Genomic DNA, 24,936 nt, shown 5'->3' on the forward strand with positions numbered 1-24,936 from the left:
TAGAGAATTCGTTTCATCGAAACCAGAAAGAGGACAGAAATGATCGATTTTAAGCTGAAGTTAAATTATCAACGCAAATATAACAGCAGTGATATCGATATTAACGATGAAATACAGGTTTCTCGTCAATTTGAAAGTGATCGTGGACGTATTATTAACTCAGCCGCTATTCGTCGTTTACAACAAAAAACGCAAGTCTTTCCCCTAGAGCAAAATTCTGCTGTACGTAGCCGTCTTACTCATTCTCTTGAAGTTCAACAAATTGGGCGTTATATCGCTAAACAGATTATTGGCGAATTAAAGAAACAAAATAAGCTTGAAGAATATGGTTTAAGTGATCGTATTGATAGTTTAGAAAGCTTAATTGAGATGGCGTGCTTAATGCATGATATTGGTAACCCGCCTTTTGGACATTTTGGTGAAGCCGCGATTAAGCATTGGTTTCAAAAAGTATTATCACCAGAGGCGACAGCCGAATTCGATAGTTGTCCTTTTATTCCTATGCAGTATTCAGCTAAAGTGCAATTAAATGAATTGCGACAAACTTTACGCCAAGATTTATGTCAATTTGAAGGGAATGCTCAAGCGATTCGAATGGCGCATCATCTGCTTAAATTGAATTTAACCTATGCTCAAATAGGTTGTGTATTGAAATATACCCGTCCTGCTTATTGGCAAGGGGAAGTGCCTAAAGAATATAGCTATTTAATGAAAAAACCGGGGTATTACTGGTCTGAATTAGCATTCGTAAAAGAAGTGCAAGAAAAATTAGATATGGGGGAATTTTGTCGCTTTCCTCTCACTTATATTATGGAAGCGGCTGACGACATCTCTTATTGCATTGCGGATTTAGATGATGCGGTAGAAAAGGGGATTTTTGATATCAACCGCCTTGTTCAGCTTTTACGAGATGCATGGCGTGAAAATGGTGATGTGATCGAAGGTGATTTATTCGATATTACTGTGAATCGTGCTTATAAAAAAGTCGATCAAAATGAAGCCAAACGCAGTATGCAAGACCAGTTTTTTATGTATTTACGAGTTTATATTACTGGAAAATTAGTGCCTTATACGGCGTACCGTTTTATAAAAAACCTTCCCCAAGTTTATGAAGGGAGCTTTAATCATGCCTTGCTTGAAGGAAATAGTGCGGAGCATCGTTTATTAACGACATTAAAAAGTGTCGCTAAAAAATGGGTATTTAGCCATCCTGAAGTTGAAGAGCTTGAAATGAAAGGATATCGTGTAATCAGTGGATTACTTGATATCTATAAGCCCTTACTTTTATTATCAACTGAAGATTTTTTAAGATTGCATAAATATAATGAACATCCTAAATATGTAATTGAGACGCGTTTATATCATAAGCTTTCTGTTAAACATAAACTGGCTTATAACGAGATGTTAGAAAAGCTAGATGATATAAATTCTGAAAAAGGAAAGATTTTAGAGTTTTATTATCGAACAAGATTAATTCAAGATTATATCAGTGGAATGACCGATCATTATGCTTATGAAGAATATAGGAAATTAATGGTTTGTGATTAATTTATAATCATTAAGAGAAACGCTATCTAATTGATTGGTGATAATTTTTAGACTTTTCTTAGTGATAATAAAGATTTATTAAAATAACAGAAAATAGATGTTATTAATTGTAAATATATTCAATATAAAAGTTATATATAATATTTGTTAGTTATAGAACAATATAAAATCCATAAAACAAGTATCTTAGGTTGTTATCATTAAAAGTTTTCTCAATTTAACAAAAATATTGCTTATATCAGTTAAGTAAATAACTTGTTCGATGTTATACTCTCCCCATGTTTTCTTCTGAAATGCATAGTCATTCATGTAACGCTGAAAAACATACAGCGTATTCTAAAACGATGTCATTTCACTGTTAATCCGTCATTGATACTTAATTTAATACTATGGTGCAGTTTTATTCCCCTAAAAAACGTCCTGTGAAAAAACAGGCAACAACTCTGGAAGTGACCGCCAGTGCATTGGATGCAAATGGTCAAGGTATTGCTCATGCTGAGGGCAAAACGATTTTTGTAAAAGGATTACTCCCACAAGAAACTGCTCGTATTCGTTTAACAGAAGAAAAGCGCCAGTTTGCTAAAGGCGAGGTTATTAAGCGTTTGACTACCAGCGAACAGCGTATAGCGCCTCATTGTGAATATTATGAGCGTTGTGGTGGTTGTCAGCAGCAGCATGTACCTATTGCGCTACAACGTACAACAAAAGCAGGTGTGTTATCGCACCTTATTAAGCGTGAAACGGGTGTAATTATTTCAGCCGAGCCTGTGATTGCGGGAGCCGAATATGGCTATCGCCGTAGAGCAAGATTGGGATTACGTTATCAACCAGAAAAAGGGTTGGTGATGGGTTTTCGCCAAGAGCGCTCTAATGATTTGGTCATGATAAAAAAATGCCCAGTATTAAAGCCACAGCTAAATGATTTATTGTCTCCTCTTTGGACATGCCTTAAAAATTTAACATCAGTACGTGATTTAGGGCATGTTGAAATGGTACTCGCTGATAATGGACCGCTGGTTATTTTACGCCATTTATCGCCATTGCTTGAGAGTGATAAACAGAGTTTGCGTGATTTCTCTCAAACTCATCAAGTTACGATGTATCTTGCAGGTGATAATAGCGAGATAGCACGATTAACTTCAATTGAGAAGGAACCCTTCTATCAAATAGAAGGTCTTAATTTACGTTTTGCACCCACTGATTTTATTCAAGTGAATGATGAAATAAATCCTAAGATGGTTGCTCAGGCCATTGAGTGGCTTGATTTATCGCCAGAAGATCGCGTGTTAGATCTGTTTTGTGGTATGGGGAATTTTACTTTGCCTATTGCAAAACGCGTCAGTGAAGTGGTGGGTATAGAAGGTGTGCCCGCACTGGTTGAAATGGCGAAAAAAAATGCAGAACTAAACCAATTAGGTAATGCGTATTTTTGGCATGCAGATTTATCGTCTGATTTTTCTGCGATGCCGTGGTCGAAAGAAGGGTTTAACAAAGTATTGTTAGATCCTGCAAGAGCAGGGGCTTTGGAGGTAATGTCACATATTGTGAAGTTATCCGCAGAAAAAATCGTGTATGTCTCCTGTAATCCGACCACGTTAGCCAGAGATAGTAAGATATTATTAGATTCTGGATATCAGCTTACTGGTTTAAAAATGTTGGATATGTTTCCACAAACGGGTCATCTGGAATCAATGGCACTGTTTAGTCGAAAATAAATTTAGTCGAAAATAAACAGTTAGCCAGTAAATAAGTCGCAAATAAGATTTATACCGTGTAGGGAGAGAATATGGTTGCAGTAAGAAGTGCTCACTTAACACCTGCAGGAGAGTTTGCTGTTGATAAATGGGTCAACAGCTTGAACTTAACCCATGTCAATGCGGGTAGTGAAATCATGCAAACCTGGGAATACTGCCATCGTACTGTTCAAGGGCATGAAGATGCCGAACTGCTATTGTGGCGTGGTGTTGAAATGGTTGAGCTTCTTTCGACATTAAGCATGGACAAAGACAGCATGAGGGCAGCGCTTCTTTTCCCACTTGCTGAAGAAAATCTTATTGATCAGGAAATCGTTACTGAACATTTTGGTGATGCGATTTGGAGCTTAGTTCGTGGTGTAATGGAAATGGACGCCATACGCCAGTTAAAAGCAACGCATACCAATGAAACAAGTTCTGTTCAGGTGGATAATGTTCGCCGTATGTTGTTGTCTATGGTGGAAGATTTCCGTTGTGTGGTCATCAAACTTTCAGAGCGTATAGCCCATTTACGAGAAGTGAAAGATGCCACAGAAGATGAGCGCGTACTGGCTGCAAAAGAGTGTTTTAATATTTATGCACCATTAGCCAACCGATTGGGTATTGGACAATTAAAATGGGAATTAGAAGATTTCTGTTTCCGTTATCTTCATCCTGATGAATACAAGAAAATAGCCAGCTTGCTTCATGAGCGTCGTATCGACCGCGAACAGTATATTGATAATTTTGTCAGTACAGTACGCGGTTATATGAAAGAAGAGAATGTTGATGTAGATATTTATGGTCGTCCCAAACATATCTATAGTATCTGGCGCAAAATGAAGAAAAAGAATCTTGCATTTGATGAGCTGTTTGATGTGAGAGCGGTGCGTATAGTCGTAGAACGTCTTCAAGATTGTTATGCCGCATTAGGTATTGTGCATACTCATTTCCGCCATTTACCCGATGAATTTGATGATTACGTTGCAAATCCAAAGCCAAATGGTTACCAATCTATTCATACCGTTGTTTTAGGGCCTGAAGGTAAAACGGTTGAAATTCAAATTCGTACTCGACAAATGCATGAAGATGCTGAATTGGGTGTGGCTGCGCACTGGAAATATAAAGAAGGTGCAACAGGCGCTGCGACGAAAGGTGGTACAGGCAGCTATGAAAACCGCATTGCATGGTTACGTAAACTGATTGCATGGCAAGAAGAGATGGCGGATTCTGGCGAAATGCTGGATGAAGTTCGTAGCCAAGTCTTTGATGACAGGGTTTATGTGTTTACGCCAAAAGGTGATGTGGTTGATTTACCTGCGGGTTCTACACCGCTTGATTTTGCATATCATATTCACAGTGATGTGGGGCACCGTTGTATTGGAGCAAAAATTGGCGGGCGTATTGTGCCATTTAGCTATCAATTACAGATGGGCGACCAAATTGAAGTTATTACGCAAAAACACCCAAATCCAAGCCGCGATTGGTTAAATCCTAACTTAGGTTATGTCACGACAAGCCGAGGACGTGCGAAAATTCACAATTGGTTCCGTAAGCAAGATCGCGATAAAAATATTCTTGCGGGGCGTCAGATCTTAGATAACGAATTGGCGCATATGGATATCAACATGAAAGAAGCAGAAAAACTGCTGATCGCACGTTATAACGTTCATAGTGTTGATGAAGTATTAGCAGGTATTGGTGTCGGTGATATTCGAATCAATCAGTTGGTAAACTTTATTCAAAGTCGATTGAATAAAGCCACAGCAGAAGATGAAGATAAAGAAGCACTGCGGACACTCGAAAACAAAACGCCAGCACCAAGAACCACTGGTTCGGGTGGAAGTATTGTTGTCGAAGGTGTGGGTAACTTAATGCACCATATTGCACGTTGTTGCCAGCCTATTCCGGGTGACAATATTGTCGGTTTTATTACTAAAGGTCGTGGTATTTCGATTCACCGTGCTGACTGTGAGCAACTGGCTGAATTACTTTCTCATGCACCAGAGCGTATTGTTGATGCGGTATGGGGAGAGAATTATTCCAGTGGTTATTCATTGGTAGTACGTGTTGTAGCGAATGATCGTAGTGGGTTATTACGCGATATCACGACAATTTTAGCCAATGAAAAAGTAAACGTACTGGGTGTGAGTAGCCGTAGCGATGTGAAGCAACAAATTGCGACAATCGATATGAATATTGAGATTTATAATCTCCAAGTATTAGGTCGTATATTGGCAAAACTTAATCAGTTGCCTGATGTGATAGAAGCGAAACGCTTTTCTCACTAAAATATTAAAATGATAAGATGCCGAGACTACTGTTCTCGGCATTTTTTTATCTAAAAACGTGTTAGGTAGAATAAAGCTAACTCTTATTTAAAAGGCAATATGATGTCAGAAAATCGTGAAATCTTTCGTTTATTAGAAATTATGGCGCAGCTACGTGATCCTAATAGTGGATGTGAATGGGATAAAGTGCAGACTTTTGACACTATCGCACCTTATACATTAGAAGAAACCTATGAAGTGTTAGATGCTATTGCTCGTAAAGATTTTTCTGATTTAAAAGAAGAGTTGGGTGATTTGCTTTATCAAGTTGTTTTTTATTCACGAATGGCAAAAGAGCAAAATTTATTTGATTTTAATGATGTCTGCGAAGCTATTAGCAATAAATTAGAACGTCGCCATCCTCATATTTTTGCATCTGAAAGTGACAATAATTTAGCTACAGAAAAGCATCGTTGGGAAAAACTCAAAGCCCAAGAGCGTGAAGCCAAAGATCAATTTTCTCTGTTAGACGATATTCCTGCTACTTTGCCTGCCTTAATGAAAGCAGAAAAAATTCAAAAGCGTTGTGCTTCAGTGGGTTTCGATTGGAATGAACTAGAGCCTGTTTTAGGTAAAGTTTATGAAGAAATTGATGAAGTGATGGCTGAAGTGAAAAAAGAGCCTCAAGATGCTTCTCGAGTTGAAGATGAACTGGGTGACTTACTGTTTTCTGTGGTGAATTTATCGCGCCATTTAAAACAGAAACCGGAGCAAGCATTAAATCGAGCTTGTCGAAAATTCGAACAACGCTTTCGTTTTGTTGAAAAAATGCTCTCAGAAGAAGGTATAGGCATAGAAAATGCCTCATTGGAAGAGATGGAGATCTGTTGGCAGAAAGCAAAAAGACAACAGGTTGAGTGAATTGTGACACGCAAATTAACGTCAACGTGACATAAAGTGCGATAAAAATAGTCTATAACATCTCGTTTTTTCAGCTATTTTTATAAAAATATTTAAAAAGCGAAATTATAAAAGGTAATTTCGTTTTTTTGTTTTTGGGTAATTTAAAATCTCGCAGTTACATTTTATTGCATTAAAAATGTGATTAACCTCAAAAAAATTAAAAGCATGATCATAAGCAAAAGATCTCGCTATAAACCTGCTACACTTAATATCGTGAAAAAAATAAAGCATCTCTTGTTTAAAAGTGATATCTTAGCTGAAAGGATTAAGCTAAAATGCTTGAGAAATATTTTCACGGGTTTAGTTAATTGAATTTTTACTGTTTTTTCGTGTTTAAACGGATAAGTGGCGTGATGAAAAAGAACTTTATACTACTAAGAATGTTTGTAGCGAAAATAAGGTTCGGGTATACTGTGTTCCCGTCCAGTTATATCCATCATCCTAATACACCTAAACTTTCAGGTTCAGCATGAAAACGAATTATATTTTTGTGACCGGCGGGGTCGTATCCTCTCTGGGTAAAGGCATTGCCGCAGCCTCTCTGGCGGCTATACTCGAAGCCCGTGGACTCAATGTCACCATGATGAAGTTGGATCCGTATATCAACGTCGATCCAGGTACTATGAGCCCAATTCAGCACGGGGAAGTCTTCGTCACTGACGATGGTGCTGAAACTGATCTCGACTTAGGACACTATGAGCGCTTTATTCGCACGAAAATGACTCGTCGTAATAACTTCACGACAGGTCGCGTATACTCTGAAGTATTACGCAAAGAGCGTCGTGGTGACTATCTTGGGGCTACAATTCAAGTTATTCCTCATATCACTAATGAAATCAAAGAACGTATCATCCGTGGCGGTGAAGGTCATGATGTCGTTTTAGTTGAAGTCGGCGGGACAGTTGGTGATATCGAATCTTTACCATTCTTAGAAGCGATTCGCCAAATGGCAGCAGAAGTGGGTCGTGAGCACACATTCTACTTGCATTTAACTTTGGTGCCTTATTTAGCCGCTTCTGGTGAAGTGAAAACCAAACCAACTCAGCATTCTGTAAAAGAGTTACTGTCGATCGGTATCCAGCCTGATGCGTTGATTTGCCGTTCAGACCGCGTTATTCCTGCAAACGAACGTGCCAAAATTGCACTGTTCTGTAATGTGCCAGAAAAAGCGGTTATTTCATTAAAAGACGTCGATTCCATTTATAAAATCCCTGCACTATTGAAATCACAGGGATTAGATGATTATATCTGTAAACGATTCAGCTTAGATTGCCCAGTTGCAAATCTTGCAGAGTGGGAACAAGTTATTTACGAAGAAGCTAATCCTGAAGGCGAAGTGACCATTGGTATGGTGGGTAAATATGTCGAATTACCAGACGCCTATAAATCAGTGATTGAAGCGTTAAAACATGGCGGTTTCAAAAGCCGTGTTGCAGTAAATATCAAATTGATTGATGCACAAGATGTTGAAACCCGTGGCGCTGATATGCTTAAAGGGTTAGATGCAATCTTAGTACCAGGCGGTTTTGGTGAACGTGGCGTTGAAGGCAAAATTATGGCCGCTCAATTTGCCCGTGAAAATAAAATCCCTTACTTGGGCATTTGCTTAGGTATGCAGGTTGCTATGATTGAGTTTGCTCGTAATGTTGCCAATATGGCAGATGCGAACTCCACTGAATTTGCACCAGATTGTAAATATCCAGTCATTGCGTTAATCACAGAATGGCGTGATGAAGACGGTAATGTCGAAGTGCGTTCAGAAGACAGTGATTTAGGTGGCACGATGCGCCTTGGTGCTCAGCCTTGCCATTTAAGTGGTGATAGCTTAGTACGTACTCTGTATGGCAAAAACACCATTACAGAACGCCATCGTCACCGTTATGAAGTGAATAATCTGCTATTAAAACGTATCGAAGATGCGGGTTTACGTATCGCAGGTCGTTCAGTAGATAACAAGCTGGTGGAAATTATTGAAAATCCAAACCACCCTTGGTTTGTTGCTTGTCAGTTCCACCCAGAGTTTACCTCAACGCCGCGTGACGGCCATCCGTTATTTGCAGGCTTTGTGAAAGCAGCCTTTGATAACCAAAAAGGTCTGCTGAAATAGGATATATGAGAAGAGATAGGGTATCTCTTCTCGGAAATTTAACTTGTACAGAGGAAAACCGAATGTCCAAAATCGTTAAAGTACTTGGTCGTGAAATTATTGATTCTCGTGGCAACCCAACAGTTGAAGCAGAAGTTCACTTAGAAGGTGGTTTTGTTGGTATGGCGGCTGCTCCATCAGGCGCATCAACAGGTTCTCGCGAAGCTTTAGAATTACGTGATGGTGATAAATCACGTTTCTTAGGTAAAGGTGTTCTGAAAGCGGTTGCTGCTGTTAATGGTCCAATCGCTAAAGCGATCCTTGGCCAGGATGCAAAAGACCAAGCTAACATCGATAAAATCATGATCGATTTAGACGGTACTGAAAACAAATCAAACTTTGGTGCAAACGCAATCCTAGCGGTTTCTTTAGCAAACGCAAAAGCGGCTGCTGCTGCAAAAGGTATGCCTTTGTACGAGCACATTTCTGATCTGAACGGTACTCACGGTCAATATTCTATGCCTCTGCCAATGATGAACATCATCAATGGTGGTGAGCACGCAGATAACAACGTTGATATCCAAGAATTCATGATCCAACCAGTTGGCGCACCGACTCTGAAAGAAGCTGTGCGTATGGGTTCAGAAATCTTCCATCACTTAGCTAAAGTGCTGAAAGCAAAAGGTATGAACACTGCAGTGGGTGACGAAGGTGGTTATGCACCAAACTTAGAATCTAACGCTGCTGCATTAGCTGCTATCAAAGAAGCAGTTGAGAAAGCGGGTTACGTTTTAGGTAAAGACGTTACTCTGGCTATGGACTGTGCAGCTTCTGAGTTCTACAACAATGAAACTGGTAACTACGAACTGAAAGGCGAAGGTAAAACCTTCACTTCACAAGAGTTCACTCATTACTTAGAAGAACTGACTAAACAATACCCAATCGTTTCTATCGAAGATGGTTTAAACGAATCTGACTGGGATGGTTTCGCATACCAAACTAAAGTTCTTGGTGACAAAATCCAACTGGTTGGTGACGACCTGTTTGTAACTAACACTAAGATCCTGAAAGAAGGTATCGATAAAGGCATCGCTAACTCAATTCTGATCAAATTCAACCAAATCGGTTCACTGACAGAAACTTTAGCAGCAATCAAAATGGCGAAAGATGCTGGCTACACAGCAGTTATCTCTCACCGTTCTGGTGAAACTGAAGATGCAACTATCGCTGACTTAGCAGTGGGTACAGCAGCAGGCCAAATCAAAACGGGTTCAATGAGCCGTTCTGACCGTGTTGCTAAATACAACCAACTGATCCGTATCGAAGAAGCATTAGGTAATAAAGCGCCTTTCAACGGTCTGAAAGAAGTTAAAGGCCAAGCATAATCGCTTATTTGATTAGAAAATCTAATTGATTCTAAATGGGTAAACCTGATGTTTACCCATTTTTTTTGCCTAAATATAAAAAAAATAAAATTACCGCTGCCTTTAAACGATCAAAAAGTGTGATGCATAAGAGATAATAGTGTTCAATTATTACTCTTTTATTAATAAATTGGTTAATTCTCGTGGATGAGATCCCAATTATCGCTTTTGCGCATTTTCAATGGTGCGAAATGTTTTTATATTTCACATATAACCTATTTCGTTAACAATTCAAGCTTAGTGAACCTAATGTTCACATCAGTTAATGTGGAGTATTATCATGGACGCGTCCAATTTAGCCCCATCGGCAAAATCAAGCCCGATAAATAAGAGAGGGTTAATTATTCTAGCAATAGATGTTGTTTTGCTACTGCTATTGTTAGAGTTTTTACCTTATGATCCAAAGGCTAATGCTGGCCTAGCATTAATGGTATTTGTAGGGGTACTATGGCTAACTGAAGCTATTCATGTAACGATCACGGCATTATTCATTCCTATTTTAGCCGTTGTACTTGGGCTAATGAATACCAATGAGTCATTAAAATCATTTGCTAACCCTATCATTTTCTTATTCTTTGGTGGATTTGCTTTAGCGACAGCGCTTCATATTCAAGGGTTAGATCGCTTAATTGCTAACCGCTTACTAATGATTGCAAAAGGTAAACTTTCAGTCGCGGTATTACTGTTATTTGGCGTTACTGCATTACTCTCCATGTGGATCAGTAACACTGCAACAGCAGCAATGATGCTCCCTTTAGTCTTAGGTATTTTATCTAACTTAGATATTCGTTCAGAGCGTAATACTTTTGTATTCGTATTATTAGGTGTGGCTTATAGTGCCAGTATTGGTGGTTTAGGTACGTTGGTTGGTAGCCCTCCAAATGCGATTGCCGCAGCTCAACTGAACTTAGATTTTATTACATGGATGAAGTACGGTATTCCAATCATGTTGGTGCTATTGCCTATCATGTTTATTGTGATGTACCTGATGCTACGTCCTAACTTAAAACACAAATTTGACTTAAAACTAGAAGTGTTAGAGTGGAATAACAAACGTGTTATCACCATGATTATCTTCTTAGTTACCGTATTTTGCTGGATCTTCAGTTCTTTCATCAGCAGTGCTTTTGGTGGTGTAAAAGATTTAGATACAGTTATTGCTGTGAGCGCGGCCATTGTTATTGGTGTAACTGGTGTCGCAAGTTGGAGTCAAATACAAGAAAACACAGAGTGGGGCGTATTAATGCTGTTTGGTGGTGGTTTAACGCTGAGCGCAATTTTACAGTCTTCTGGTGCAAGCCTTGTTATGGCTGACTTTATGAAAGATACTTTCGGTAATAGCCATTGGTTTGTGATTATTCTTGCCGTGACCACCTTTATCATCGTATTAACTGAATTTACCAGTAACACAGCAAGTGCCGCATTGTTAGTGCCAATCTTTGCAACAGTAGCACAAGCATTAGGCATGCCTGTAATGGCGTTAACAATGATTATCGGTATCGGTGCATCTTGTGCATTTATGTTGCCTGTTGCAACCCCACCAAATGCGATTGTCTTTGGTTCAGGTTACATTAAACAAACTGAAATGGTACGTGTTGGTGGTGTACTAAACTTAGTGTGTATCTTTGTTATCTCTCTGTTTGCTTGGTTCTTCTGGCTGTAAGTGAATACGCTGAATTAATCAGGTAGAGTTAAAAAACAAGGCGCTTGATAAGTTAATATCAGGCGCTTTTTTATTGGTAATAAAAAAGCCATCGACATTTATCACCTGTAAGGTATTAAACATATCGATGGCTTTTAAAGAAGCATAAAACAGAGACGATATTAACTATTTAGTATAAAGCGTGAGTTGTGTACCCGGTTTTAACATCTTAATGTCGGCGTTCCAACTCATTAATAATTTAAGATTAATGCCGTGACGGCGGGCAATACTGTAATAAGAGTCACCTTGGCGTACTTTATAGTAGCTTGGTGAAGGTTTTGTTGGTTTCGTTGTCGTGGTATTACTGACACTACCTGCATTATGAATTTTTAATGTTTGACCAACCAGTAATGTGCTCTTTGCATTCAATCCATTAATACGCTGTAAGTCTTTTACACTCATATTGTAGCGACGAGCAATAGCGTAAAACGAATCTCCTGAACGAACCTTATAAACGCCTTCTTGCTTAATAGATTGATTCGTTTTGGCAACAGCCAAGCGAATAGTTTCTAATACAGCTTCATCTTCAAAAGCGTTACGGAATTGGTCAAGCTTATTGCGAGGCAACATAATGACATGAGGGCCATTCGGTGCGGTTATTCCACGCTTATAGCCGGGGTTATAATCTTTTACTGTATTAATAGGTAACTGACTTAATTCAGCGACTTTATTTAACGTGATTTGCTCGCCGACATCAAATGAGGCTAACGCTTTATCTCGGTAGTTACTTTTTGGAAAAGTAATGGTTTCTTCGTTTTCACGAATAACTTTGCTCAATGCTAGAATTTTAGGAACATAATTCATAGTTTCTTTGGGTAAAGAAAGCGACCAATAGTCTGTTGGTAAATTCTTACTTTCATTTGCCTTTATTGCTTGCATAACACGGCCTTCACCTGCGTTATAAGCAGCAAGGGCAAGTGCCCAATCACTATCAAACATCACATAAAGGCGCTCAAGTAAATCAAGGGCAGCTTTAGTTGATGCCATAACATCACGACGACCGTCATACCATTGGTTTTGTGCCAAACCATAGTAATTACCGGTTATTGGTACAAATTGCCATAAACCTGCGGCATTTGCAGAAGAGGTAACATGGGGATTAAACGCACTTTCAACGACAGGAACAAGTGCAAGTTCCATCGGTAATTCACGCTTTTCAATTTCATCAATAATCGAATACATATAAGGTTCAGCACGAGAAGCAACACTCTGTATATGTTTGGGATTATTTAAAAAATATAATTCTTGCTGCGAGATCCTTTCATTTTCAGGGAGGTCCATTTTCAATTCACTTACCACATAACCCCATAAATTGGTTTTTACATCATATTGAGGTTGGTGAGAAGTTGAAGTCCCTTTCGTTGATGTTGGTGTGATCGCAGACAAATTAGGTTTAATGTTCTCCGATTGCTGGCAACCCGCCAAGAGCAATATGGAGAACAAAATCGCTTTTGTCTTCATAATAGAAAAATTCATCCTGTGTGTTTTTTGAACCAAATAATACTTAGTGTGCCAAAATAAAACAACCAATAGAAATTAAAAGTTGTCTTTTAATTCTCTTAATTTTGTAAATGTCTTAATTGGCGCGTAAGTATTAGGGGTTATACCTAAAATCCTTTGTAAATCAATATCGTCAGATTTCAAAAAAAGATTAATATTCTTTTCGTTTTTTAGTGTTATTGGCACAGTAGGTTGCAAATTTTTACGCATTTCACTAACTTGGGCTAAATAATCGGTAATAAGTGCATTTTCTGGCATGATATGATGTGCAAAGACCATGTTTGATAGGGTGTATTCATGAGCACAACAAATTAATGTGTTATCAGGTAAAGCACTCAATCTTTGTAATGAACTAAACATTTGTTGTGCGGTACCTTCGAATAAACGACCACAACCACCAGAAAAAAGTGTATCGCCACAAAATAAATATGGTTCACAATAATAAGCAACATGACCTAATGTATGACCTGGTGTGCCAATTACATTAAAAGTGAAAGAGCCAACAATAATACGCTCTTGATTATGAATAATATTTTCGGCACCTTTATTTTGTGTTTCTTGTGGGCCAAAAACGTCAATGTTAGGATATTTTTTTACAAGTTCAGCAACTCCACCAACATGATCATCATGATGGTGGGTTAATAAAATCGCGATAGGTATTAGTGAGCGTTGAGAGAGCATTTCAATAACAGGTTTTGCTTGTGACGGATCCACAATCACACATTCACTATTTTCATTACTTAATAGCCAAATGTAGTTATCGGATAAAGCAGGAATTCTGATAAGCTCCATATAAGTTACCTTACTTATAAAATATAAAGGGGTAAACAATGAAAGCAGCGCGTTCAGTAAAACCAATTACAATGCCGGATTCTTGGCGTGATATTCCTTGGGGGGAATATTATCGCATGGCGATTGAATTGCGTTTACAAAACTGGTGGCCGAAAATGTATGGCTTTCATTTGCTAAAACTCGGTCAACTCAGTGCCGAGTTGGATACCAAATTAAGTATCGTTTCACATCAAGTCAATGTGACATCAAATGCAATAAATGCGGATGTTATCGCGTCTTTAGATTATCTACCCTTTGAAAATAAATCGGTTGATGTTTGCCTTATGGCTCATGTACTTGATTATAGTGCAGATCCTCATTGGCTATTAAGAGAAGCTGATCGTGTTTTAATTGATGATGGCTGGATAGTATTAACGAGCTTTAACCCTATTAGTTTATTAGGACTGGGTAAATGCACGCCTGTTTTACGACAAAAACAGCCTTATTCAAGTCGTATGTTTTCACTTCGACGCCAAATTGATTGGCTTAGTGTGCTAAATTACGAAGTGATGACACAACAGAATTTCCAGATTATGCCATGTTCAAGACCAATAAAACGTGATGGTAGCCGCTATCACGCCGGTGGCTGTTTAAATTTAATTATTGCTCGTAAAAGAACGCTTCCTTTAACACCCACTGCATTGAAATTTGCATTGCCACGCATGAGTGTAAAAGGTCGAGTATTAGGTGCTACACGCAATCACTCAGAGCTATAAAATATGATTCATTGTGTTTTATCTTTCTGGCTTTCAATATAGCCAGTATCTTCTTGTGTAGGTGATTGAGCCGCCGTTTTTGCTAATTCATCACAACGTTCATTTTCATCATGACCTGCATGGCCTTTTACCCAATGCCATTCAATTTCATGACGAGTAATAGCACTATCTAAGCGTTTCCATAAATCGACATTAAGCACAGGGCTTTTGTCTGCTTTGCGCCATTGGCGCTTTTTCCAGCTATGGATCCACTGCGTGATACCTTGTCTGACATATTGGCTATCTGTTGTCAGTGTAATTTTACAAGGGAATTTTAATGTTTCTAATGCTACGATAGCGGCAAGAAGTTCCATTCGGTTATTGGTGGTCATAAAAAAACCTTCACTTAGGGTTTTTTCATGTTGTTGATAGCGTAAAATAGCGCCATAACCACCAGGGCCTGGGTTGCCTAAGCATGAACCATCGGTGAATATTTCTACCTGCTTGTGCATAAAGGCGACTTATCCTTTTTGATTAATACGAAAAACTAACCCTAAGTCTGACATAAAAACGGATTATGAGCACTCCAATCACACGACAAATTGTACTTGATACCGAAACCACCGGTATGAATAAGCTGGGCGTTCATTATGAAGGTCATAATATCATTGAAATTGGTGCCGTAGAGGTTATCAATCGTCGACTAACAGGGCGAAATTTCCATGTTTATATTAAGCCTGAAAGATTAGTTGATCCTGAAGCGTTTGAAGTTCACGGTATTAGTGATGAATTTTTAGAGGATTGTCCTTCTTTTGCTGATATTGCCGATGAGTTTTTAGAATATATTCGTGGCGCAGAGCTGATCATTCATAATGCATCGTTCGATATCGGCTTTATGGATTATGAGTTTAGAAAGCTTAATCGTGATATTCCGCCTACTGAAACGTTCTGCCAAATTACCGATAGCCTTGCAATGGCAAGGGCATTATTTCCTGGTAAACGAAATAATCTTGATGCTTTATGTGATAGATACTTAATAGATAACTCTAAACGTACTCTTCACGGCGCGTTATTGGATGCTGAAATACTTTCTGATGTTTACTTGGCTATGACCGGTGGACAAACAGCATTGGCATTTTCAATGGAAGGCGAATCAAGTAACGAGCAAGAGCAAAATGATATTCAGCGTATCGAGCGCCCAGTTTCAGGATTAAGAGTAATAAGAGCAACCGCAGATGAACTTGCTGAGCATGAGTCTCGATTAGATTTAGTTGAGAAGAAAGGCGGGCATTGTTTATGGCGTCCTGCACCAAATGATGAAACTGTTTGAATATAAAAAAAGCACAAAGAGTAAGCTGAGATTAAAAATTATCCAAATGCATCTTTTTGTTAGAAAAACAGTTGACGACAAGGCAAGAGATTCGTAATATTCACCTCGTCCGAAAGGATACGCGGAGCGGTAGTTCAGTTGGTTAGAATACCTGCCTGTCACGCAGGGGGTCGCGGGTTCGAGTCCCGTCCGTTCCGCCAACATTCCAAACCCCAGCATTTATGCTGGGGTTTTTGCGTTTATAGCCTATTAAACTGTTCCTTTTATCAAACTAAAGCACTTTGCTTATCTGTCTTAATCATGCTATTTCTTATCTTTATTTATAAGGATGGTTTGCTATTGATAAAAGACATCAAATCATACTCTTAGGTATATTTAGGATTCATTTATGAAGCAGGAATTTCGTTTACGTTTAAATACGCTATCCAAAGAACTCGATAACTTTTATTATCAAGAATTCGAAACGGAACAAGCCGAATACAGTAAAAATAAAGAGATAAAACAAGCGATTGTTCAATTTATTCTTGAAATAAAAAAATATGATGAGCAAGCATTAATTGATAAAGCGCTAACCCTTATATTTCATAATACAGGTTGTCATATTGATTGCGAAATTCTAGATGAAATTATGCTTCCTGTTATTGAACAAAATATTATCACACCAGAATTGATTGATAAAAATCTGAGAGAGAATTCACCTATGGGACGTTGGTACTGATCCTAAGGAGAAATAATGACATTTTATAAGTTTGGTTTTATTGCTAATACATAAGGCGCACTTATTGATGTAAAAGGGATGAAAAATCGGTTGATTAGTTATTTCCCAAAAATTTGTTGATCTTTGTTCGTTACATAGTCTGAATATCGAATTTATAACGGCTCATTAATATTTTTATTTTAAGGAAAGTAATGGAATTTGTTTAATAGAAAATACGTTTTCTTACCAACTTACTGGAATGTTGTTCGATAACAAATTGATTGTTGCTAATTTAGTCTTTGAAGATGATCTTTTTTATCATTACACATATTTTGAAAATCAGTATATTACTGTGACTGTTGATAGAATTGATGTTGAGTTTATTGAGCCGATTAATCATGATTTTTTTTGACGAAGTACGACACAAAATAGAGAGCTCCGCTTTTTTTTCTAATATGGGAAAAGCGGATTTACAGGCTGATAATGTGATTTTATTTTCAGGTCTGGAGAGTTTATTGCTCTCTGAGTTAGATTTTATATGGTTACCTACCTCACCAACTCAAGATGATCCTTTTTATACAAAGCAAACCCTACCTAAGGCATTAATAGAACAACGTATAAAGATAACGCGTTGTGTGATGGATAGCGTGAAAAATATCCCGTGTACTCCATTTCAATATGATGCCCATGATTTCAATATTGCAGCTAAAAATGCGATTAGTTACGCATTTCGGCAATACTTATCAGAAAAATACTTTTCCCTTGGAGACAACTGGGAAAATATTGTTAATATCTACTATCAAGGATATTGGCCAATAGGGATCTACCATAATAAATTAATAACTATTTAAATTTGCTGGTTTTTTTAAGGTTTTATAATAACGTAAGGACGTAGAGAAATGGATATCACTAAAATTTATCAATATAAATTAAGAAAATTATTTAATCCAAGAGCGCTTTCTTTTGAACATGGTATTTTATTTTTACAGCCTTGGGAGGGGGAATTGGATGAAATTATTTCAGTAAAACTAAAAAATAAATCAGCTCTTTATCTTTCGTGGTGGAATGAGCTTTTTAATTCAAAAAAAATAGATGAGATTATTAGTGATGAACCTTATGATCAAAATTATTATCAATTTTTTTCTTTTCTGAGAATATTACCTAATTTATTATCTATAAATAGAAATGAAAATTTTTATAATAAAAATTTATTTTCAAGCTATATTGTTTCGCAATTAAAATCCGATCTTTCTTTTTTAGGTAAAGAAAAAGAGAATACCTATAAAACCGAACTTATTAATTATTTATTCTATGATATGGGATTTGCTGATTTTTATTATCATTATTTTATTGTTAAAGATAATAAACTCTACTTTCGTTATTCTAGTGATGAAGTAATAAAAGCTGACGAGCTAATTAATGTAACTTATGATCTTGTATTAAAATACAGTAATGAAAAACATCATGATGATTTTAATATAATTAAAAAACAACAAATAGAGATCGTTAATTTTCTTCTAGAGAAAGATGAAAACTTTGTTTTTACACTAGAAGATCAATGTTTAATTTATCTATCACCTGAGAAATTTATCAAAGCGTATAAAAATGATACGGATAAAATATTTAAAATATTAGCCAGTTTCTTAAGTAAAGATCAATCAGCACTCAATGTCTTTGTGTCTAAAATGATCATCATGAATTATAATTATTATATTTTGAAAAACAATCCAAATGAAATTTTGAAATTAAAAGCTTTTTGTAGAAGAGATAATTTAAAATTTTTTCTATTATTGAAATCAATTATTGATTTGCATTTTTTTGTCAGAAAAGAAGATTTTAAGGAATTACACTTAGAATATTACTTATCTAAAATTAATTAAAAATAAGTAGAATATATAAATAAGTTATTTTTATAAAAGGGGTAACAACTGTGTTACGCGATGTTTTCCTTTTATTTATATATGATGTAAATAGGATTTTTATTACTGAATCAGTGAATTATCTGCTTTTTATCTTTTTAAAATTTGTATAATTCTACTTCCTGATAACAAGTCCAGTCAGTTATTAGGCTATAATTAACACAAATACGGTATTTATTTGATTTGATGGATAATTCAGCAATGAAATTTTATCTTGATTAGTCATATCAAGCTAGGGTTTAATAGCACGCTTCTCAATTGCGCAAATTATTGTCTCTTTTGCTTTTTGTTGCGCAACAATGCGGTGGTGTAATGTTATTTTCCGCTTTGATTGTAAAAAATGCTGTGCAAATCAAAGAATTATTGCTTTATGCTAATTACGATAGCCACCTTTGTGGATTTTTTATATTGCGGTTTTTTGCCCGCATTGAGAGAATCAGCTATCTAGATGCTTTTTATCCGACTTGGAGTAGAAAATGACCACTCGTAAAACCCTTGCTAATGCGATCCGTTTTTTAAGTATGGATGCTGTGCAAAAAGCGAAATCAGGACACCCTGGCGCCCCTATGGGTATGGCTGATATTGCAGAAGTATTATGGCGTGATTTTTTAAATCATAACCCAACTAACCCTAACTGGGCTGATCGTGACCGCTTCGTTTTATCTAATGGTCATGCTTCAATGCTGATTTACAGCTTACTGCACCTGTCTGGTTATGAAGTTTCTTTAGATGATCTGAAAAACTTCCGTCAATTGCATTCTAAAACACCAGGTCACCCAGAATATGGTTATACCCCAGGTGTTGAAACAACAACGGGTCCTTTAGGTCAAGGTATTGCAAACGCAGTGGGTTTTGCTATTGCAGAACGTACATTAGCGGCTCAATTTAACCGTCCTGGTCATGACATTGTTGACCATTACACCTACGCCTTTATGGGTGATGGTTGTATGATGGAAGGTATCTCCCACGAAGCGTGTTCTTTAGCGGGAACATTACAATTAGGTAAACTGATTGCATTCTATGATGACAATGGCATCTCTATTGATGGTCAAGTGCATGGTTGGTTTACTGATAACACAGCAGAACGTTTCGACGCTTATGGCTGGCATGTAATCAGTGGTATTGATGGCCACGATGCAGCAAGCATTAAAGCAGCTGTTGAAGCAGCAAAACAAATCACTGACAAACCTTCACTGCTGATTTGTAAAACCACTATCGGTTTTGGTTCTCCTCATAAAGCTGGTACTGCTGATTCTCACGGTTCCCCATTAGGTGATGCAGAAATCGCTGAAACACGTAAAGCGTTAGGCTGGGAATACGGCGCATTCGAAATTCCACAAGAAATTTATAAAGAGTGGGATGCGAAAGAAGCGGGTAAAGCAAAAGAAGCTGCATGGGATGCTAAATTTGCTGCATACGCAGCACAATTCCCTGAATTAGCGGCTGAATTCAAACGCCGTGTTTCTGGTGAATTACCAGCAAACTGGGAAAAAGATTCCAAAGCATTTATTGAAAATCTGCAACAAAACCCTTCAAGCATTGCAAGCCGTAAAGCGTCTCAAAATGCATTAGAAGCATTCGGTAAAGTATTACCAGAATTCATGGGCGGTTCTGCGGACTTAGCACCAAGTAACCTGACTATGTGGTCTGGTTCTAAAGCGCTGAACGAAGACAAAGCGGGTAACTACATCCATTACGGTGTACGTGAATTCGGTATGTCTGCAATCATGAACGGTATTGCACTACATGGCGGTTTTGTTCCTTACGGTGCTACCTTCCTGATGTTTATGGAATATGCACGTAATGCTGTACGTATGGCTGCACTGATGAAGATCCGCAGTATCTTTGTTTATACTCATGACTCTATCGGTCTGGGTGAAGATGGTCCAACTCACCAACCTGTTGAGCAAATGGCAAGCCTGCGTGTAACTCCAAACGTGAGCACATGGCGTCCATGTGACCAAGTTGAATCAGCTGTTGCATGGAAATATGCAATTGATCGTAAAGATGGTCCAACAGCTCTGATCTTCTCTCGTCAAAACCTTGCACAACAACCACGTACTCCAGAGCAACTGGCAAATATCGAGAAGGGTGGTTACATCCTGAAAGATTGCGTTGGTACTCCAGAATTAATCTTTATTGCAACAGGTTCTGAAGTTGAATTAGCGGTTAGCGCTTATGAACAACTGACAGCTGAAGGCCGTAAAGTACGTGTTGTTTCTATGCCAGCAACAGATGCATTTGATAAACAAGATGCAGATTACCGTGAAGCAGTATTACCAGCATCAGTGAAAGCGCGTGTTGCTATCGAAGCAGGTATTGCTGACTACTGGTTCAAGTATGTTGGTTTAGATGGCGCGATTGTAGGTATGCGTAGCTTCGGTGAATCTGCACCTGCAAACGAGTTATTTGAAGAGTTTGGTTTTACTGTTGAAAATGTGGTTACACAGGCAAAATCTTTACTTAAATAATCAATAAATGTTAACAAGAGCACATTTTTGGGAAGAATTTCTCAGATGTGCTCTTTTTTTATCCTTCCATCTTTGTTTACTATTGCGATCTTCTCTCATTTCTCGTAATCTGATTATCAGTAAGCTGAACCGTTTCAGTTAATCCTAAAATGTCGGTGACTGCACAATTTCTAGATTTACTTGATTTATCGTTGTTGATTAGTATCTTGCTCTATTATTCTAAGCGGTTGCAAATCACTAGTTATCAAGGAAGTCACATGACAATCAGAGTCGCTATTAACGGTTTTGGTCGTATAGGGCGTAATGTGTTAAGAGCGCTTTATGAATCAGGTAAACGAGCTGAAATAACAGTTATTGCAATAAATGAATTGGCTGATGCACAAGGTATTGGGCATCTTCTCAAGTATGACTCCAGCCACGGACGTTTTGCTTGGGATGTACGAATTAATAACGATTTATTGCAAGTGGGTGATGATACTATTCGTTTATTTCATCACACTGATATTACTGATTTACCTTGGGGTGAACTTGGTATTGATGTCGTACTTGATTGTAGTGGTGCTTACGGCTCACGAGCTGATGGCGAAGCGCATATTGCTCAAGGCGCAAAGAAAGTACTTTTTTCTCATCCCGGTACAACGGATTTAGATGCAACTGTCGTTTTTGGTGTGAATCAACACGAACTTAAAAAAGAGCACCGAATTGTTTCAAACGCATCTTGTACAACAAATTGCATTATTCCCATCATTAAAATGATGGATGACGCGTTTAATATAGAGTCAGGAACAGTAACCACAATCCATGCAGCCATGAACGATCAACCTGTGATTGATGCATACCATAAGGATTTACGCCGTACTCGTGCAGCAGGACAATCTATTATTCCTGTTGATACGAAATTGGCGGCAGGAATTACTCGAATTTTCCCGAAATTTAAGGATCATTTTGAGGCAATTTCTGTACGAGTTCCTACAATTAATGTGACGGCAATTGATTTAAGTGTCACTGTAAAAACTGCTGTAAATGTGTTAGATGTCAATCGGTTAATTCAAAAATCAGCAACTGGCGCATTTCGTGGTATAGTGGATTACACAGAATTGCCATTAGTCTCAACTGATTTTAACCACGACCCTCATAGTGCAATCGTTGATGGCACACAAACAAGAGTCAGTGGGCAACACCTGATCAAGACTTTAGTCTGGTGTGATAATGAATGGGGCTTTGCTAACAGAATGCTTGATACAACGTTAGCAATGGCTGCAACTGGTTTTAAATAATCATGTTTTAATGACGGTGTCGCGTAATAATACAAGGCACTGAACAGAAGATTACTAAATTTTAGAGAATCAATGAGAGGATTCATCATGTCTGTAATTAAGATGACCGATTTAGACCTAGCGGGTAAACGAGTTCTTATCCGTGCTGACCTGAACGTTCCAGTTAAAGATGGTAAAGTGACTTCAGATGCGCGTATCCGTGCTTCTTTACCAACAATTGAAGCCGCGTTAAAACAAGGCGCTAAAGTGATGGTAACTTCTCACTTAGGTCGTCCTACTGAAGGTGAGTACAACGAAGAGTTCTCTTTAAAACCAGTTGTTGACTATCTGAAAGATAAATTAACTGCACCAGTTAGCCTTGCTAAAGACTATTTAAATGGTGTTGAAGTCAATGCAGGTGAATTAGTTGTTCTTGAAAACGTTCGTTTTAACAAAGGCGAAAAGAAAGACGACGAAACTCTGTCTAAGCAATACGCTGCATTATGTGATGTTTTCGTCATGGATGCATTTGGTACCGCTCACCGTGCTCAAGCATCAACTCATGGTGTTGCTAAATTTGCACAAGTTGCTTGCGCGGGTCCTCTGTTATCAGCAGAGCTTGAAGCATTAGGTAAAGCATTAGATAAACCTGCTCGCCCAATGGTTGCGATTGTTGGTGGTTCTAAAGTTTCAACTAAACTGACTGTATTAGATTCTTTATCAAAAATTGCTGACCAATTAATCGTTGGTGGTGGTATCGCAAATACCTTTATCGCAGCAGAAGGCCATCCAGTAGGTCGTTCTTTATATGAAGCAGACCTTGTTGATGATGCTAAAAAACTGATGGAAAAATGTGATATTCCAGTACCAAGTGATGTTCGTGTTGCAACTGAGTTCTCTGAAACTGCTGAAGCTGTTTTAAAATCAGCAAGTGACATCAAAGATGATGAACAAGTGCTGGATATCGGTGATGTGACAGCAGAACGTTTAGCTGAGATCCTGAAAAACGCGAAAACTATCCTGTGGAATGGTCCAGTCGGTGTGTTTGAATTCCCTAACTTCCGCAAAGGTACAGAAATCATTGCTAATGCAATCGCAGATAGTGAAGCATTCTCTATCGCAGGTGGTGGTGATACGCTGGCTGCTATTGATTTATTTGATATCGCAGACAAAATCTCTTACATTTCAACCGGTGGTGGTGCTTTCTTAGAATTCGTTGAAGGTAAAAAACTTCCTGCTGTTGCAATGTTAGAAGAACGCGCTAAACAGTAATTAAGTCAGCTCATACAGGTAGAAAGTTATTTTCTACCTGTTCCAAATATAGGATCTTATTACATGTCTAAAGTTTTTGATTTCGTGAAACCGGGTGTCATCACTGGTGATGATGTACAAAAAGTATTTGCGGTAGCAAAAGAAAATAAATTTGCTCTGCCTGCGGTTAACTGTGTAGGTACTGACTCAATCAATGCTGTGTTAGAAGCTGCTGCGAAAGTTCGTTCTCCTGTTATTGTACAGTTCTCTAACGGTGGTGCTGCATTTATCGCAGGTAAAGGTCTTAAATCTGATGTACCACAGCAAGCTGCTATTTTAGGCGCAATTTCAGGTGCTCACCATGTGCACCAAATGGCTGAATATTACGGCGTTCCTGTTATCCTGCATACTGACCACTGTGCGAAAAAATTATTACCATGGATTGATGGTCTGTTAGATGCTGGTGAGAAACACTACGCTAAAACAGGCAAACCACTGTTCTCTTCTCACATGATTGACTTATCTGAAGAGTCATTAGAAGAAAACATCGAAATCTGTGCTAAATATTTAGCGCGTATGGCTAAAATCGATATGACTTTAGAAATCGAATTAGGCTGTACGGGTGGTGAAGAAGACGGTGTTGATAACACGGGTATGGACAGCTCTGCGCTTTATACTCAACCAGAAGATGTTGCTTACGCATACGAAAAACTAAGTGCGGTAAGCCCTCGTTTCACTATCGCGGCATCTTTCGGTAACGTTCACGGTGTTTATAAACCAGGTAACGTTCAGTTAACGCCAAAAATTCTACGTAACTCACAAGACTACGTATCAGAAAAATTCAACTTACCACACAATAGCTTAGATTTCGTATTCCACGGCGGCTCCGGTTCTTCAGCAGAAGAAATCAAAGAAGCTGTTGGCTATGGTGTTATCAAAATGAATATCGATACAGATACTCAGTGGGCAACTTGGGATGGTATCTTACAGTTCTACAAAAAGAACGAAGGTTATCTGCAAGGTCAGTTAGGTAACCCAGAAGGTGCTGATAAACCTAACAAGAAATACTACGACCCACGTAACTGGTTACGTCAAGCACAAGCATCAATGGTTGTTCGTTTAGAACAAGCCTTTAAAGAACTGAATGCAATTGATGTTCTGTAATTGAATCATTCTTAATGATTAAACTAAACCCGCTTATTTAGCGGGTTTTTTTATGGCTAGCAAAAAGAGAATAATCTTCTTAGCCCAAAATAAAAG

The 24,936-nt window shown here is 38.1% G+C and carries 19 protein-coding genes and 1 tRNA gene; 17 read left to right on the top strand and 3 right to left on the bottom strand.

All coding sequences use genetic code 11. The annotated features are described in order from the left end of the window. Positions 1-39 precede the first annotated feature (39 nt). The 7 genes from dgt (at position 40) to JEP71_RS07930 (ending at position 11,687) form a co-directional block, all read left to right on the top strand. On the top strand, positions 40-1,548 hold the full coding sequence (gene dgt / locus JEP71_RS07900) for a dGTPase (RefSeq protein ID WP_198619413.1): 1,509 nt from the start codon (positions 40-42) through the stop codon (positions 1,546-1,548). Between the two features lie 389 nt (positions 1,549-1,937). Continuing rightward, entirely contained in the window at positions 1,938-3,263 is a 1,326-nt protein-coding gene (rlmD, locus tag JEP71_RS07905; RefSeq protein ID WP_198626057.1) for a 23S rRNA (uracil(1939)-C(5))-methyltransferase RlmD, read from the top strand. 71 nt (positions 3,264-3,334) lie between these two features. Next, positions 3,335-5,572 (top strand): GTP diphosphokinase, encoded by a 2,238-nt coding sequence (gene relA / locus JEP71_RS07910; protein WP_198626058.1) that lies wholly within the window; start codon positions 3,335-3,337, stop codon positions 5,570-5,572. Positions 5,573-5,674: 102 nt separating this feature from the next. After that, positions 5,675-6,472 (top strand): nucleoside triphosphate pyrophosphohydrolase, encoded by a 798-nt coding sequence (mazG, locus tag JEP71_RS07915; RefSeq protein ID WP_198626059.1) that lies wholly within the window; start codon positions 5,675-5,677, stop codon positions 6,470-6,472. A gap of 511 nt (positions 6,473-6,983) precedes the next feature. Further along, positions 6,984-8,621 (top strand): glutamine hydrolyzing CTP synthase, encoded by a 1,638-nt coding sequence (gene pyrG / locus JEP71_RS07920; protein WP_109371536.1) that lies wholly within the window; start codon positions 6,984-6,986, stop codon positions 8,619-8,621. A 62-nt stretch (positions 8,622-8,683) separates the two neighbouring features. After that, complete coding sequence (gene eno, locus JEP71_RS07925) at positions 8,684-9,985, top strand: phosphopyruvate hydratase (RefSeq protein WP_036911952.1); 1,302 nt, start codon at positions 8,684-8,686, stop codon at positions 9,983-9,985. 319 nt (positions 9,986-10,304) lie between these two features. Beyond that, complete coding sequence (locus JEP71_RS07930) at positions 10,305-11,687, top strand: SLC13 family permease (protein WP_109371534.1); 1,383 nt, start codon at positions 10,305-10,307, stop codon at positions 11,685-11,687. A 165-nt stretch (positions 11,688-11,852) separates the two neighbouring features. Here JEP71_RS07930 and mltD read toward each other — a convergent pair whose 3' ends face one another. Beyond that, positions 11,853-13,187, bottom strand: coding sequence for a murein transglycosylase D (gene mltD, locus JEP71_RS07935; protein ID WP_109371532.1), 1,335 nt, complete (start codon positions 13,185-13,187; stop codon positions 11,853-11,855). A gap of 75 nt (positions 13,188-13,262) precedes the next feature. Further along, positions 13,263-14,018, bottom strand: coding sequence for a hydroxyacylglutathione hydrolase (gene gloB, locus JEP71_RS07940; RefSeq protein ID WP_198619416.1), 756 nt, complete (start codon positions 14,016-14,018; stop codon positions 13,263-13,265). Positions 14,019-14,056: 38 nt separating this feature from the next. On the opposite strand from gloB, the gene JEP71_RS07945 reads away from it, so the two are divergent. Next, positions 14,057-14,773 (top strand): methyltransferase domain-containing protein, encoded by a 717-nt coding sequence (locus tag JEP71_RS07945; protein ID WP_198626060.1) that lies wholly within the window; start codon positions 14,057-14,059, stop codon positions 14,771-14,773. An 8-nt stretch (positions 14,774-14,781) separates the two neighbouring features. On the opposite strand, the gene rnhA is transcribed toward JEP71_RS07945, so the two are convergent. Continuing rightward, positions 14,782-15,264, bottom strand: a complete 483-nt coding sequence (rnhA, locus tag JEP71_RS07950; protein WP_023581088.1) for a ribonuclease HI — start codon at positions 15,262-15,264, stop codon at positions 14,782-14,784. A 65-nt stretch (positions 15,265-15,329) separates the two neighbouring features. On the opposite strand from rnhA, the gene dnaQ reads away from it, so the two are divergent. The 9 genes from dnaQ (at position 15,330) to fbaA (ending at position 24,840) form a co-directional block, all read left to right on the top strand. Continuing rightward, positions 15,330-16,082 (top strand): DNA polymerase III subunit epsilon, encoded by a 753-nt coding sequence (dnaQ, locus tag JEP71_RS07955; RefSeq protein ID WP_109371526.1) that lies wholly within the window; start codon positions 15,330-15,332, stop codon positions 16,080-16,082. A 123-nt stretch (positions 16,083-16,205) separates the two neighbouring features. Beyond that, positions 16,206-16,282, top strand: a tRNA-Asp gene (locus JEP71_RS07960). Between the two features lie 188 nt (positions 16,283-16,470). Next, positions 16,471-16,800, top strand: coding sequence for a hypothetical protein (locus JEP71_RS07965; protein WP_198619418.1), 330 nt, complete (start codon positions 16,471-16,473; stop codon positions 16,798-16,800). Positions 16,801-17,177: 377 nt separating this feature from the next. Beyond that, positions 17,178-17,630, top strand: a complete 453-nt coding sequence (locus JEP71_RS07970) for a hypothetical protein (RefSeq protein WP_198626061.1) — start codon at positions 17,178-17,180, stop codon at positions 17,628-17,630. Positions 17,631-17,678: 48 nt separating this feature from the next. Then, entirely contained in the window at positions 17,679-18,659 is a 981-nt protein-coding gene (locus tag JEP71_RS07975) for a hypothetical protein (protein WP_198626062.1), read from the top strand. Positions 18,660-19,174: 515 nt separating this feature from the next. Next, on the top strand, positions 19,175-21,169 hold the full coding sequence (gene tkt / locus JEP71_RS07980; protein WP_198619421.1) for a transketolase: 1,995 nt from the start codon (positions 19,175-19,177) through the stop codon (positions 21,167-21,169). A 257-nt stretch (positions 21,170-21,426) separates the two neighbouring features. Further along, the gene (gene epd, locus JEP71_RS07985) at positions 21,427-22,446 is read left to right on the top strand and encodes an erythrose-4-phosphate dehydrogenase (protein ID WP_198619422.1); all 1,020 of its coding nucleotides are present in this window, start codon (positions 21,427-21,429) and stop codon (positions 22,444-22,446) included. 87 nt (positions 22,447-22,533) lie between these two features. Further along, positions 22,534-23,697 carry a phosphoglycerate kinase gene (pgk, locus tag JEP71_RS07990; protein ID WP_099074324.1) on the top strand — a complete coding sequence of 388 codons (1,164 nt, stop codon included), beginning with the start codon at positions 22,534-22,536 and terminating at the stop codon, positions 23,695-23,697. 63 nt (positions 23,698-23,760) lie between these two features. Further along, a complete protein-coding gene (gene fbaA, locus JEP71_RS07995) occupies positions 23,761-24,840 on the top strand; it encodes a class II fructose-bisphosphate aldolase (RefSeq protein ID WP_198619423.1) in 1,080 nt (359 codons plus the stop codon). Positions 24,841-24,936 lie beyond the last annotated feature (96 nt).

The organism is Proteus sp. PR00224 (assembly GCF_016238105.1).
Taxonomy (GTDB): Bacteria; Pseudomonadota; Gammaproteobacteria; order Enterobacterales; family Enterobacteriaceae; genus Proteus.

Bases quoted from the DNA above. Each gene is read 5' to 3' on its own strand.
- JEP71_RS07930 (WP_109371534.1), top strand. From the start codon at position 10,305: ATGGACGCGTCCAATTTAGCCCCATCGGCAAAATCAAGCCCGATAAAT.
- fbaA (WP_198619423.1), top strand. From the start codon at position 23,761: ATGTCTAAAGTTTTTGATTTCGTGAAACCGGGTGTCATCACTGGTGAT.
- rnhA (WP_023581088.1), bottom strand. From the start codon at position 15,264: ATGCACAAGCAGGTAGAAATATTCACCGATGGTTCATGCTTAGGCAAC.
- eno (WP_036911952.1), top strand. From the start codon at position 8,684: ATGTCCAAAATCGTTAAAGTACTTGGTCGTGAAATTATTGATTCTCGT.
- dgt (WP_198619413.1), top strand. From the start codon at position 40: ATGATCGATTTTAAGCTGAAGTTAAATTATCAACGCAAATATAACAGC.
- tkt (WP_198619421.1), top strand. From the start codon at position 19,175: ATGACCACTCGTAAAACCCTTGCTAATGCGATCCGTTTTTTAAGTATG.
- JEP71_RS07970 (WP_198626061.1), top strand. From the start codon at position 17,178: ATGATTTTTTTTGACGAAGTACGACACAAAATAGAGAGCTCCGCTTTT.
- pgk (WP_099074324.1), top strand. From the start codon at position 22,534: ATGTCTGTAATTAAGATGACCGATTTAGACCTAGCGGGTAAACGAGTT.
- dnaQ (WP_109371526.1), top strand. From the start codon at position 15,330: ATGAGCACTCCAATCACACGACAAATTGTACTTGATACCGAAACCACC.
- JEP71_RS07945 (WP_198626060.1), top strand. From the start codon at position 14,057: ATGAAAGCAGCGCGTTCAGTAAAACCAATTACAATGCCGGATTCTTGG.
- JEP71_RS07975 (WP_198626062.1), top strand. From the start codon at position 17,679: ATGGATATCACTAAAATTTATCAATATAAATTAAGAAAATTATTTAAT.
- pyrG (WP_109371536.1), top strand. From the start codon at position 6,984: ATGAAAACGAATTATATTTTTGTGACCGGCGGGGTCGTATCCTCTCTG.
- mltD (WP_109371532.1), bottom strand. From the start codon at position 13,187: ATGAAGACAAAAGCGATTTTGTTCTCCATATTGCTCTTGGCGGGTTGC.
- relA (WP_198626058.1), top strand. From the start codon at position 3,335: ATGGTTGCAGTAAGAAGTGCTCACTTAACACCTGCAGGAGAGTTTGCT.
- rlmD (WP_198626057.1), top strand. From the start codon at position 1,938: ATGGTGCAGTTTTATTCCCCTAAAAAACGTCCTGTGAAAAAACAGGCA.
- JEP71_RS07965 (WP_198619418.1), top strand. From the start codon at position 16,471: ATGAAGCAGGAATTTCGTTTACGTTTAAATACGCTATCCAAAGAACTC.
- mazG (WP_198626059.1), top strand. From the start codon at position 5,675: ATGTCAGAAAATCGTGAAATCTTTCGTTTATTAGAAATTATGGCGCAG.
- gloB (WP_198619416.1), bottom strand. From the start codon at position 14,018: ATGGAGCTTATCAGAATTCCTGCTTTATCCGATAACTACATTTGGCTA.
- epd (WP_198619422.1), top strand. From the start codon at position 21,427: ATGACAATCAGAGTCGCTATTAACGGTTTTGGTCGTATAGGGCGTAAT.